The organism is Porifericola rhodea (genome assembly GCF_030506305.1).
In the GTDB taxonomy this organism is placed as follows: domain Bacteria; phylum Bacteroidota; class Bacteroidia; order Cytophagales; family Cyclobacteriaceae; genus Catalinimonas; species Catalinimonas rhodea.
In genome coordinates, this window is sequence record NZ_CP119421.1 from 3,664,715 (window position 1) to 3,677,425 (window position 12,711).

Genomic DNA, 12,711 nt, shown 5'->3' on the forward strand with positions numbered 1-12,711 from the left:
CTAATCTTCGCAGAAGACCAAATCGTATTGTTCCTGAGTAAGTGCCTGGCGTTTGATGATATTACCTTGTTTGTCCAGATGGATTACAATATATAGATCAGCCTCAGGCACATACTTTTCCGAGTAATAAATACTATTAACATCTTTCAGGCTACCAAACAGTCTGATGTCATCATAAGTAGGAGAGAGTAGCTCTCCTTTTTTGTTGCTTAATACACCGTATCCGCTTTTCTTATAGATCTTCAATACTGCCTCCTCTTCGGTCTTTTCTATGACCTCAAAGTCTAGTATTTCGCTATAGCGTTCATACTCCTTCTCTTTATCAAATTGCTCTTTACGTGAAAAAGAAATGATAGACCATTCCTCATCTACTCTTACCAGAGCTGATGTATCATTCCAGTAGTGGATTGCATCATACGCAAAATCCGTTAGCTCTATATTGTTCTGATTGATGATGCCCAGGCTACCTTTTTGCTTGGCAATAAACAGCTCTGTAGTAGTAGAGTCTTGCTGGTGAAATATAGGCTGACCGTAAGGTTGTAGTACGGCCTCATAGCGTGGAGAGATAAGTGTTTTGCTGTCTACCCTATAAGTGCCAAACTTCCGGTTCTGGAATAGCGCTACGGTATTGTCTTTAAAATTACTGATGCTTTGGTAGCGTGAAGGCACTAGCTCATTCCCCAAACTGTCAATCAGCCCCTTATTTCTTCTTTCTTCAACAACAAATAGTCCCTGAGGCATGAGTTGAACATCAGAAAAAGAACCTTCAAGCACTCTTTTTCCATACGCATTCCATACCTCTTTAGGCCCGGAGCGGGGTGCTATTAAAAGATATTCTTCAGATGTTCTGCTAAGCGTATGTGTTTGTTTGAGTAAGAGAAAGTTAATACGTTCTGGTGATACTAAGGATAGTAGCCCCCCACCTTTAAATTTAACTTTTACACTATCGCTGGCATTTTCATGCTCTTCAAAAAGCAGAGCAAAACTTTCGCCTACCAGCTTAACGGAATCATACAAGGTGCCTTCCTGAGCTAGCTGAAAATCGAAGAAATGAAAGCCTTTATTATCTTGTAAAGCCAGCCATCTGTCATTAAAGTATGCTTTTTCGTAAGTGTTTTCAGGCGTGTTGTTTTGCTTATCATAAATATAGTATACAGCCTGAGTGGTGTTAAACAGACTATCGTTTCTAACAAAAGTTTTGCTTTTATTTCTTTTTAGTAACCATTTTTGATTTTGTGGATCACTATCATTGATAATGCGTATAATGTTATGATCCTCCAGAGGAACCTCGGTTTCCAGATTGAAATTTATAGCAGTTTCATACTTATCTGTATAGGCCACAATATGACGATTGTCTATCAGTGCCACATCTTCGTACAAAAATGACAGCTCAAGAGGCTTCTGGTTGGCGGCTTCAATAATTTTGTCTCTGCTGCTTACCGCCATTTTACCGTTTTTCGTTAATACGATAAAGTGACCATAGTCTTCAATTTCTTCATATTCCGTACTCAACAACTCTTTTCCTGTTAAACTGATGAGGCCCCATTGAGCATTCTCTTGTATTTTAATAAACTGAAACTGCCCCGTCTCATAAGCTGAGTTTTCCTCAGACATAGTTTTAACAAAGGAAAGGGTGTCTAAAGTAAATTCTCCTGAGGCAGGATAAATGCTGGTGCCTGACTGATGCATAAGACGGTATTTTCCTGCTTCGTTTTGCAGAAGCATCAGGCCAGAAGGCAGTAAATAATGCTTTTGGGTATACAAACTTCCTGCTCCATCAGTATTGATGGCTGCCAGCTGATACTGATGTATGAGCTGAGCATCTTTTGTCAGTATTGAGTGTATCAGACTATCATTTTCTTTTTTTGCGAGGTGAATAACTTCATCCTGCACGCCTTCGCATAGGTATTGAGGAGGAATAAAGTCATACGCTTTAGGGATGACAAACTCGGCTTCCTTATTTAACAAACCATAGTGTTGATTTTCAAAGATAGGGGCGAGAATATGTTGAGCCACCGCATATGCTTCTTTTAAAGAATCTATTAAGGGCAGGTCTTGGTAGTTCTGAAAAAATGCTTCAGCTGAATGTTTTTCTTTGTACTGATGATAGAGTAGGTTAAGGGCTAATGCAGCATGAGGGCTATTGGGGTAACTGTTAATAAAATCTGCATACGACTGAAAAGAATTAGAGGCTGTACTTATTTGTAAGATGTATTCTTCAGCCTGGCTACGAAAAGGGGAGTCTGGAAATGCATTCAAAAAACTCAGATAGCTTTGTAAATCGCCAGTGCGGGTTGTCACACGAAATGCCAGGGTATTGTAGCGTTCCTGAGCCAGGGCGTATTCCTCTGCATTTGGGTATGCCTCCATAAAGCTTTTATAAGCCTCATAGGTATCCATTTCAGAAGCGGCCTGATAAGCTAACTGATTTCTTAGTTTCGTTGCTTCAGTAGTCTGCTGAGCTTTTGTGTGTGTATCCAGAAAATCCTGATAAGCCTGTACGGTATGAATTTCTTGAGCCCTCTGAAATGCAAGGCTGTCGTTTCGTTCTTTTTGCAAGAGAAGGCTTACACTATCCAGACCTAATGATGCCTGTAGCTTTTCTCTGTTTTTGAGATCTGTTTTTTCAAAATCCAGTATCGCTTGGTTAATGAAGAAAAATGAAGAATCTATATTGTATGCATAGAATGCAGTATCTGTATACAACAGAGAATAGACATAGTAAGTGTCAGCATTGAGAGAGTCTTTAGCTATTTGCTTATCCAGTTTAGCTTGAGCAGCCTGGTACTTTTGTTTGTTAATGAGACTAAGAGCCTGTTTGCTGCTGTTGCAGGAGTAAAACAGAAAAAATATAAAAGGGACAAGGAGTAGTTTTTTCTTCATGTACATCAGTCAAATTTGCTACAATATCGGAAAAAAAGATGAGCAATAATTTTACCGAAAAAAGGCGTTTGGGCTTAAGAAAATTCATAAGTTAATGATAAAGGTTTGGCAAATCTGAGGAAAAGCTTATCTTTGCAACTCCAAAAATCAACAGGCTGTTTATCAGTCAGGATTTGGCGGGATGTAGCGCAGCCCGGTTAGCGCACCACGTTAGGGACGTGGGGGTCGCTGGTTCGAATCCAGTCATCCCGACACAATTTAAAGATTCCGCAAACCCCTTAAATCTCATGATTTAAGGGGTTTTGTTTTTAACTCCCTTCCTATACCTTCTTATCACTTCAATTTGTCAGTACATTAATCAGTTCTCAATTTTTATCTATTGTTTAGGATTTATATTGCCATTCCGCACTATTAGCTTTAAATGCCCCATTTAATCTATACTACTCGGATTTCTTTACTTCATAAAAAGTTAATCTAGGATGTTTGCATATAGATATTTTATTATCGTAATATTGCAATGAGACAATGAGATTCTACTTGCAAGTTGCAAAAGAGCTAAGCTTGCTAGTAACATAGACGTATACCCTGGTTGAATTACTTGATATCTCTCGGTAATACAGATTTTACCGTGGCACAAATCAAGGTTGTTGGAAGGATGGAAAATTGATCTGAAAAAGCTAAATTAATTTGATCGTAATATTGCAATAAAACAATGTAATGCTTAGAGTTTGAAAACGGATATCCAGAGAGGAAAGCCATGAGCTGTGGATCACTAAAGTTATAAGTTGTAGGTCTGCCAGTTGATAAGCTCCAGGCATTGAGTTGTCTTCGGAATGTTGAAACACTGTCTTAAAATCTTGAATCAATTGCTTACTGTAAAAATCATTATTACAAATAACCTTCAGACATGAAACATTTTATTCTTAGCATCTTTATGTTGTCGTCACTGCTCAGTAGTTGCTCAACTGATGAAAAGCGTCAGACTTTAGCCAAAGAAGATAGCAATACTAATGTTATTGAAGCTACCCAAACAGCAAATTCCGCAGAGAACAGCGATGAAAAAGTTGTGATGTACCCGGAATTATCAGCCTATATAGAGTCGGTAATTGCAGAGACGGATGAAATACCTCTGGAGCGCAAAGATGAACTTAAAAAGATTGCGCTTTACGTTCAAACTAAAAAACAGACTAAGGAAAATGCCAACCTAACTTTTATCTGTACTCACAATAGTAGAAGAAGCCACATGAGCCAGATATGGGCAGCAACTGCAGCAGCCTATTATGGCATAGCAGAAGGGGTGCATACGTACTCGGGAGGAACCGAAACCACTGCTTTTAACCCCAGAGCAGTAGCTGCAATGGAAAGAGCAGGCTTTCGTATAAAAAATCCTGGTGGAGAAAATCCACATTATCAGGTCAATTTTTCTGCTCATAGTCAGAGTCTTGAGTGTTTTTCTAAAAAATACGATGATACTTTTAATGCGCAGGAAAATTTTGTGGCTATCATGACCTGCTCTCAGGCCGACAAAAATTGTCCGCTGATACCCGGTGCTACTCTAAGAGTGCCCATACCTTATGAAGATCCTAAAGTGGCTGATGGTACAGATCAGGAAACCGCTCGCTATGACGAAAGATGCCGTCAGATTGCTACAGAAATGTTTTACCTCATGTCACAGGTACAAGCATAACTTTTTATGAAAAAGCTAATCGTCTGCCTCTTACTCTTCACTGTTAATACCGCTGCTCAGGCACAATCCCTTTCCGTTTTTGACCAGATGAACGATTGGGTAGGCACTCAACTGGCAGATAGTGGTGGAGTAAACGCATACTTCTTTCTGTTCATAGGTGGGGTAATGGCTAGTTTGTTACCTTGCGTCTATCCAGTGTACCCAATTACAGTCAATTTTCTTAGAAATAGAAAGAGCAGTCTAGGTAAAGCAGCACATCCTCTAGCTTATTATTTAGGGCTTGCAGCCGTTTACTTCCTTTTTGGAATCATCGCTTCTCTAACTGGAGGAGCATTTAACGAGATTTTAAGGTTCCCGCTGGCAAACCTAACTATTGGCATTCTGCTTCTGCTAATGGCAATGGCAGCAGTAGATTATTTACATTTACCCTTTTTTGGGGGGCAGTTAGACAGTAAGCAACAGAGGCTTAGCGGTACCCTAATGATGGGTGCTGGAGCAGGCCTTTTGTCTTCTGCCTGTGTAGGACCAATCGTAGTAAGTATTTTGGTGGCCATAGCATCTGGAGCTAGTGAAATTACTCTGGGCATGACTATCTCAGCAGCTTTCCAAATGATGTTCTTTGGTTTAGGAGTAGGCGTTCCGGTATTATTACTGGGCGTATTCGGGCTGACTCTTCCTAAGAGCGGTAGATGGATGCAATATGTACAATGGGGTTTTGCTTTACTGATTGCTTATTTTGCTTACGGATACTTATTAAAAGGACTGAATGGGTTAGGCATCTCAGACCAGGTCGGGTTCTATATTTTTGTGGGAGCGGTATTAGTGTTTGTCTCTGCCTTTAACATACAAAAACAGGAGAAAGGACGGCAGCATAAAGTCAAAATATCGCTCTACGCTCTGGCAGGGGTGTTTGGCTTTTTTATACTGGGAGCACATATTTTACCTGCACCAGTGGCCCAAGCAAATTCTACAGTGAATACTCAGCTTAGCGCACTCAATATTGAACAAAAAGGAAATCTAAACTGGTACCTTAACAAGGAAGATGCATACCAAAAAGCTGCTGAAATGGGAAAGCTGGTATTTGTAGATTTTCATGGCGACTGGTGCACCAACTGCAAAGCTTTTCAGAAAAGCACACAGCAGAATAAGTCGCTCAATCAAGCCTTACAGAATGCCGTTTTATACAAAGTGTATGACACCTCTCAAGAGTTTGAGAAGTATCGTAACGATCCTCGCTTCCCTGAACTTAAGGTAGGATTACCCTTCTTTTTAATCACAGATGCTTCTGGAAATGTAATTTATAAAACCAACGACTATACCAAGACCGAAGAAATGCAGCTTTTTTTAAACTAAAATATGATTAGAGATGAAAACAAAATACCTTTTACTAAGCATAAGTCTGCTGGCTCTACTCTCATGTAACTTACAGGCGCAGACCCTTGAAGTTAAAATTGATGAAAAACTGGAACGATACAGTTCTGAACTAGTGCAAACTTTTGATGAAATTTCAGACGATAGAAAAGTAGAACTCAGTAAAACCGGAGATTTTTTAGCAAATCAATTATCCGAAAACAATAATTACAGTTTGCTTTTTGTGTGTACACACAATTCCCGAAGAAGTCACATAGCAGACATCTGGTTTAAGTACGCCATGCTGTACTATGGGGTAAAACAGTTTGAGTCATATTCGGGTGGACTAGAAGCAACAGCTTTTCATCCTAATGCTCTTGCTGCTTTAGAGAGAGCAGGTTTTACCATTGAGTACAATAAAAAGCATACGAACCCTGTGGTATCGGTAACACCCGGTCATTACCCAGTATGGACAATGAAGTCTAAGCATTATACTCATCAAGTAAATCCGAAGACAAATTTTGCTGCTATTATGGTGTGTTCTGATGCCGATAAATCTTGTCCGTTGGTAGAAGGTGCTGACCAAAGGTTTTCTCTTCCTTACGAAGATCCTCGCTATTATGACAATACACCATCTAAGGTGCTGAAATATGATGAAACAGTTGAAACAATAGGAAGAGAAATGTTCTTTATGGCGGATTATATTAAAAGCCAGATCATAGTAAAGCTGGAGGCTAAAAAGTGATTGTGTTGCAATTTTTTATGCTAGTAGGAAGTACTGTGTATCTCTCAATGAGGCTAGTGATTTGTGAATAACAATTGGAATAGATGCTGGCGTTTTTGAGAAGTATTGCTTTATCAACTATACCTGTGTTTTTCGCATACTAAAAGGTTTAAATTATGAGGATTGCGTTTTTTTCAGACATACATGCCAACCTGCCTGCCTTGGAAGCTGTGCTTTCAGATATTGACGCTCAAAAACCGGATTTCGTTTACTGCCTGGGCGATCTGGTAGGCTACAATATCTGGCCAAATGAGGTGATTAACGAAATACGAAAACGAAGAATACCTACTATTGCAGGTAACTATGATGAAGGCATTGGACTGGAGAGTGATGATTGTGGGTGTGCCTATAAAACTGATGAAGAACGTGCTCATGGAGCGGTTTCTATCTCATTTACTAATGAAGCGGTAAGTACAAGCAGTAGAAAATATTTGAGAAATTTGCCCCGACATCTTTCTATGGAATTTCAGCAAAAGGAAGAAAAGGTAAAGTTACTTATGGTACACGGCAGCCCCAGAAAGATAAATGAATATCTGTTTGAAGACCGTCCTGAAAAAAGTCTGATACGCATTATTGAAAGTGCTGGTGCAGACATACTGCTATTTGGACATACGCACAAGCCCTATCATCGTATTTTGTCTTATGAGCAAAATGGCAAGCAGGCCTATCGTCATGCAATTAATATAGGATCGGTAGGTAAGCCTAAAGATGGAGATCCAAGAGCCTGTTATGTAATTATGGATTTAGAGTCTACCTGCTCTAACTTTTTTCCTGATAGTGTTGATCTACAATTCAGAAGAGTTTCGTATGATGTGGAGAAAGCAGCCCAGGCAGTAGAAAGCAGTAAACTTCCAAACTTCTATGCCTCTGCACTGAGGTACGGAAAGTAAACAGGATAAATATCACGAATCTTAAAAAAAGCCCGATGACAATTGCCACCGGGCTTTACATATTTGCAAGTGTGTACTATTATTCAAAAGACATAAAAGCGCTAATAAATTCTGCACCTTCATATGTGATACCTTTACTTACGCTTTCGGTTGCTGGATCATAAATGTAGAGAGCATTTCCTTCACTTTCGGTATTGGCAACAATTACGGCGCGGCCATCATCCAGGCGTTCCAGGGCTCTTCTAGGATATTTGCTAAGAGGAATATTCAGCTTTTGCGTAGTCTGGTTTACCAGGTCTACCAAGTAATACTCTATCACAAAACCACCCTGATAATCACCATAGTCGGAGATCAGGTCACTTCTGAAAATCTGAACAATCGCTTTGTTATTGCCAACGTACAACATGCCACCTGTATGGTTGTTGTTTATCTTTTCAGTGATATTAAAGAAATACTCATCATCAAAATCATCCTCTCCAGCTTTAATTCTCAAAATGCCTGAAGGTAATGATTCATTTCCTGCCCAATAGTTTGAGTTACATGAGATCAGATACAAGTCTCCGTTTTCGGTAATCCCGTGTGAACTAACAATGCTATAACCTACACTGGCCGTTCTGGAGTCGGTTACCAGCTTCTCAAATTCCAGAGTGGTAGCATCGTAAATTGCTACTGTAGCTTCGTCATAAGCTATGTAATTTTCGTCTGTATGCAGGTAAGGAACGAAAATCTTAGCATCTCTTAAAATATATGAACTGGGAATAGCCAGTGAGTTTTCATTTACTGGCAGGGTAATGCTTCCGTTGCTTTCTTCGGTCATGGTAGCAGTATTGATAATCTGATAACCAAATACACCATCCGCGGCCTGGCGAGGGCCAGAACTAATCATCAGGCGTTCGTTATCTAGAAATTCATAAACCGGACCACCGCTGATTCCTAAATTAGGTAAAGAACCTTCGTCTTTCAGGATTCCATCTTCGCCTACACTGTATTTGGTTAACTTCTCCGCAGAGTTTAGAAAAATCTCACCAGGGCGAGTAGTCACTGGCACATTATAAGGCTGATCAGGAATCTCCTGAGACTGGTCTATGTCTGCCCTGCCAGAATCTACTTCTTCAATCACATGAAAAGGGTAAGAGTCAATAGCGGTAAGGTCTAATGCCAGCAAATATTTTGGCGTACCATTAGCTTCGCCAGGCGTAGGGTTAGGGTTGTCGCTATCATCACAGCTGTACATTCCTATAGACAACATAAGTGAGGCAAGTAATGCAATACGTAACTTTCTGCTTTTCATAAATAAGTATGATGGTTTAGTTAAAATTTCTCGTTCAAAAAGTATCTTAATTTCATATAGAAGGCTCTGCCAGGTTTTTGCATTTTAAAATTATCGTAAGCCACAGCATTGTACAGATTGCGTACCTCCAGGCTCAGAGAATATTTTCGTTCAGGCGTATTAAAGGTGATCCCCGTATTGTTAATTAGCTGGGCAGGTATAATATTTTTAGTGGAGTTAATAGATGTGCTGGCATAAGAGAGATAAAACTCATGCACATAGTTTATACTATAGTAGGCCGATACATTGAGTCTTTTACTATCTTTAACCAACTGGTACTGTATATCCGCATTGGCAAAGAAATAGGGGCGATTGGGCATACGATCACGGTAAACTCTGCTCTCTACTTTTGTGCCCTGAACATACTTTTCGTTGTTGAGTACATCCTGCCAGGTAAAATTAGCATTCAGGTCTAAGCTGTTATTAAGCGTTAGTCTAAGGTCTAGTTCTGCTCCTCTGGATAGTACGTTAACCAGATTTTGGTAGGCGCTAAATACGCCTTGCTGCTGAATAAAAATGAAATTGTCTACATCTCTCCAGAATACATTCGTCTCGGCCTGAAAGCTACTATTCTCAAATTCCTGCTGAAAATTTACTCCCAGATTCGCATTATAAGTGCTTTCGGGTTTGAGTAGGGGGGAAGCCAGAATACGGAGCCCATCTCCCAATATTTCTTTAGCTTCTGGCAGACGGTATCCTTTTTCAAAAGAAAACTTAGTATACCATTTAGGAGAAAGAAAATAGCGTCCGGAAAAAGAGAAACCTAAATTGTGCTGTTCGGTGCTGATGTCTTCTATCCTTACCTCACCCTGTACAAACTCACGGGCATTTCTAGTGAGCATATCAAAATAATAGTGCTTGGCAGAGAATATAGTTGTGAGTTGGTCATTGAAAAGATTACTTTCATAGGCAAGACCGGTTACATGCTTGCCCAGCGCATTGGGGTTGCTAAAAGGTTCATCCTCATCCTTGTTAATTCTGTTTTCACCTTCTCGTGATACACGCAGGCGAATATAGTTTAGAGAAAAGTGATGTTTAGGGTTGATGGTATAAGAGACGTTAGCACGCTGAAGTGAGAATGACTGATCGTACTCAAAAATTGTTTTTTCTCTTACCAACTCGCCCAGGCTATTGTTTTCTGTTCTAATAATCTGCCCCAACCAGTTGTAGCGATTAGATGAGGTATCTATGCTTACACTATTCATCATATTAAACTGAGTGTATAACTCCACATTAAAACCTGGGGCAAAGAGGTTGTTTTTCTGGTAGCGGGCAGAAACCAGCTGGTTGTCTTCTTCTACAGTTGGCTCTCCCACTGGTTTACCAAAAATGCTGCTCTGAATTTCGTTGTTGAAGCCAGCATAGGCAGCGCCAACCATCAGTATATCGGCCCATTTCTTTCCCGTAAAGCCTATTTCCACTTGTCCCATAGTTGATTGGTAGGCATCATGAAAGCGCTCTACGTCCATTTCCTGCTCTTCGCCTTCTACAAAGACTTCAATATCCTGCATGCGGTAGTTGTTATCGCTGTAATTGTAAAAACCCAGCACTTTAGTAGTCAGTCCGGATTTTTTGTCGCGGTAACGACCACTCACAGCCGCCCTATGTGTATTAAAAGAGCCTAAACTATAAGAGGCATCTACATATGAGTTAACTTTCTGATTAGTTACAATATTTACTGCCCCCCCCAGAGCATCACTACCCAGCTTAACAGGAACCACACCTTTGTACACATCTACCCGGTCTACCAAATTGACTGGGATATTATTCATGCTAAAAGCATCTCCCATGTAGTCCATGGGTATGCCGTCAATAAAAAATTTAACCTGCCTGCCCGAAAGCCCATTTAGGGAGAAATTGAAGCGTGAGCCTAGCCCTCCCTCTTCGCGAATGCGTATCCCGGTAGTGCGGTTGAGCACCTGGTTTACATCCAGACTTTGGGTATTGAGTGGTTGTGTGTCTATGGAGTTTACTGCAAATGGTGTCTGACTAATTACCACGGCTTCACTTTTGGAGGTAATCACCAGTTCATCCATCAACTGGGTTTTGTCTGATAACCTTAGCTGAAGCTCTAGTGCGGTTTTAGGCTCAATGCTTACACTAAGTTTTTTTTCTTCATAGCCTACTCCAGAAATCAGTAACTGGTAGCTACCTGCTGCTATACCCTTTATCTCAAAACGCCCCTCGGCATCACTGGCAGTACCTTTAGAGGTTCCTGATAACCAGAGTGTAATACCCGGCAAAGGAGAGCCGGCTTCATCTTCAATACTTCCTCTTATAATACCCTTCTGACCTGGGTTATTTTGGGAGTACCCTACATAGGAGGTAGCTATAATCAATAGTACTATGAGTCCGGAAATTAGTATTCTCATCAATTTGCTATTTGCTAAAGTGTATTCAGCGCAGAGGCCTGAAGGCGAGGCGGAAGATCAAAAATTCTGTCAGTGTCAACGACCATGATTTCAGTGTCTTTGAAATCAAAATAAAAAACCAGATATGACTTACCTTTTCGGAAACTTACCTTCTTAGCTTCATGAGATACGTTTAAGCAAGATGAGGAAATTTCCAGCTCAATATCTTGCTGAGCTTCTACTTTTAATGGGCCGCAGAAGTTAACTTTAGCAGTGCGGTAAAACTCCTTCTTCACATGCACTTTTGAGTTTGAGGCCAATAAGAGGTCAAAGTTTCTGTTTCGGATAAGCTTTTCGGTACTGCTATTGTAGTTTTCAGCCATAAGCTCATACTGCTGTGTCTCTGCGGAGTCAATGATAGCTACAGCAGAAAGTAATACTATCAAAACAGCTGCTACGTACTTAAAAGCAGTGCTAAGTAAGACAGTTTTGTAAGGGGAGGTTTTTGTTAACTCTGGTCGGGTGTCTGTCAGTCGGTTCCAAACGCTTTTCTCAATTTGCTGTATAGGAATATCATCCGGCAGCGGTACTTCGGGCTCTTCTAATTCCATCCATTGATGTACCAAAGCTATTTCTTCAGGGCTACACTTTCCCTGAGCGTATTTTTCAAGAAGTTCTCTGCTTAGCTTCATTATTGCTTTTACCTATATGTCGTACCAAAAGCAATATGGGCCCAAGCCGATCGCAAAAATTTTTATATATAATTTAGGGCGAGTAATTAAGCATTAGAGATATTCCTGAAGATGCTGTCGCAAGAATGACAAAGCCCGGTTCATATGGTTTTTTACAGTTTTTTCGGAGATAAGCAGGCTTGAGGCTATTTCTTTGATACTTAAGCCTTTCTCACGGCTGAGGGTATATACCTGCTGACATTTGCAAGGCATGCTGTCTACCAATTGGCCTACTTTTTCGTTTAGATGAGCATAGAGCACCTGATTCTCGGTACAGTTTTCATGAGTACAGCCTTCGGGGAATATGCCCGCTGCATGCTGGTTTTGCCTGGCTTTTTTTCGCATATGGTCAATCACCTTATACTTGGCAGCTTTGCTAAGGTAGGGTTCCAGTCCTTTTTGTAGGTCAATACTGTTTCTCCGCTCCCAAAGTGAATGAAAGATTTCCTGACTAAGCTCCTGTGCACATTCTTCATCCTGAGTATAATAAAAACAGATCCCAAATACTTTTCTGAAATATTGTTGATAGATCTCTGAAAAAATCTTAGGGTCTTTAATCTGCTGATTTAGGTTTTCAGGAAGTCTCATGAGTGCTTTAGACTAAAAAAAACGAGTGTAAGCACTACAAACTTAAATAGAGTGTACTATTAAAAACAAATTATTTAGATTTAAATTAAATAAAAATAATATTGTAATCACAGACCT

At 40.2% G+C, this 12,711-nt stretch carries 9 protein-coding genes and 1 tRNA gene; 5 read left to right on the forward strand and 5 right to left on the reverse strand.

Translation table 11 applies throughout. From position 1 onward, the window contains the following. Nucleotides 1–2,883 (reverse strand): tetratricopeptide repeat protein, encoded by a 2,883-nt coding sequence (locus tag PZB74_RS15115; protein ID WP_302237491.1) that lies wholly within the window; start codon nucleotides 2,881–2,883, stop codon nucleotides 1–3. Between the two features lie 177 nt (nucleotides 2,884–3,060). On the opposite strand from PZB74_RS15115, the gene PZB74_RS15120 reads away from it, so the two are divergent. The 5 genes from PZB74_RS15120 (at nucleotide 3,061) to PZB74_RS15140 (ending at nucleotide 7,594) form a co-directional block, all read left to right on the forward strand. Next, nucleotides 3,061–3,135, forward strand: a tRNA-Pro gene (locus tag PZB74_RS15120). A gap of 655 nt (nucleotides 3,136–3,790) precedes the next feature. Then, complete coding sequence (locus tag PZB74_RS15125) at nucleotides 3,791–4,570, forward strand: arsenate reductase/protein-tyrosine-phosphatase family protein (protein WP_302237493.1); 780 nt, start codon at nucleotides 3,791–3,793, stop codon at nucleotides 4,568–4,570. 6 nt (nucleotides 4,571–4,576) lie between these two features. Continuing rightward, nucleotides 4,577–5,923, forward strand: coding sequence for a protein-disulfide reductase DsbD family protein (locus PZB74_RS15130; protein ID WP_302237494.1), 1,347 nt, complete (start codon nucleotides 4,577–4,579; stop codon nucleotides 5,921–5,923). Between the two features lie 13 nt (nucleotides 5,924–5,936). Then, nucleotides 5,937–6,665, forward strand: coding sequence for an arsenate reductase/protein-tyrosine-phosphatase family protein (locus tag PZB74_RS15135; RefSeq protein WP_302237496.1), 729 nt, complete (start codon nucleotides 5,937–5,939; stop codon nucleotides 6,663–6,665). Between the two features lie 155 nt (nucleotides 6,666–6,820). After that, nucleotides 6,821–7,594: a metallophosphoesterase family protein gene (locus tag PZB74_RS15140; RefSeq protein WP_302237498.1), complete on the forward strand. Its 774-nt coding sequence runs from the start codon at nucleotides 6,821–6,823 to the stop codon at nucleotides 7,592–7,594. Between the two features lie 79 nt (nucleotides 7,595–7,673). On the opposite strand, the gene PZB74_RS15145 is transcribed toward PZB74_RS15140, so the two are convergent. The 4 genes from PZB74_RS15145 to PZB74_RS15160 form a co-directional block, all read right to left on the reverse strand. Continuing rightward, nucleotides 7,674–8,885, reverse strand: coding sequence for a DUF4374 domain-containing protein (locus PZB74_RS15145; RefSeq protein WP_302237500.1), 1,212 nt, complete (start codon nucleotides 8,883–8,885; stop codon nucleotides 7,674–7,676). A 20-nt stretch (nucleotides 8,886–8,905) separates the two neighbouring features. Then, entirely contained in the window at nucleotides 8,906–11,296 is a 2,391-nt protein-coding gene (locus tag PZB74_RS15150) for a TonB-dependent receptor (protein ID WP_302237501.1), read from the reverse strand. 14 nt (nucleotides 11,297–11,310) lie between these two features. Then, the gene (locus PZB74_RS15155) at nucleotides 11,311–11,967 is read right to left on the reverse strand and encodes a hypothetical protein (RefSeq protein WP_302237504.1); all 657 of its coding nucleotides are present in this window, start codon (nucleotides 11,965–11,967) and stop codon (nucleotides 11,311–11,313) included. 93 nt (nucleotides 11,968–12,060) lie between these two features. Further along, complete coding sequence (locus PZB74_RS15160; RefSeq protein WP_302237506.1) at nucleotides 12,061–12,594, reverse strand: RNA polymerase sigma-70 factor; 534 nt, start codon at nucleotides 12,592–12,594, stop codon at nucleotides 12,061–12,063. Between the last annotated feature and the right edge of the window lie 117 nt (nucleotides 12,595–12,711).

Coding starts and splice junctions, on each gene's coding strand:
- PZB74_RS15155 (WP_302237504.1), bottom strand. CDS start 11,967: ATGAAGCTAAGCAGAGAACTTCTTGAAAAATACGCTCAGGGAAAGTGT.
- PZB74_RS15115 (WP_302237491.1), bottom strand. CDS start 2,883: ATGAAGAAAAAACTACTCCTTGTCCCTTTTATATTTTTTCTGTTTTAC.
- PZB74_RS15145 (WP_302237500.1), bottom strand. CDS start 8,885: ATGAAAAGCAGAAAGTTACGTATTGCATTACTTGCCTCACTTATGTTG.
- PZB74_RS15125 (WP_302237493.1), top strand. CDS start 3,791: ATGAAACATTTTATTCTTAGCATCTTTATGTTGTCGTCACTGCTCAGT.
- PZB74_RS15140 (WP_302237498.1), top strand. CDS start 6,821: ATGAGGATTGCGTTTTTTTCAGACATACATGCCAACCTGCCTGCCTTG.
- PZB74_RS15150 (WP_302237501.1), bottom strand. CDS start 11,296: ATGAGAATACTAATTTCCGGACTCATAGTACTATTGATTATAGCTACC.
- PZB74_RS15130 (WP_302237494.1), top strand. CDS start 4,577: ATGAAAAAGCTAATCGTCTGCCTCTTACTCTTCACTGTTAATACCGCT.
- PZB74_RS15160 (WP_302237506.1), bottom strand. CDS start 12,594: ATGAGACTTCCTGAAAACCTAAATCAGCAGATTAAAGACCCTAAGATT.
- PZB74_RS15135 (WP_302237496.1), top strand. CDS start 5,937: ATGAAAACAAAATACCTTTTACTAAGCATAAGTCTGCTGGCTCTACTC.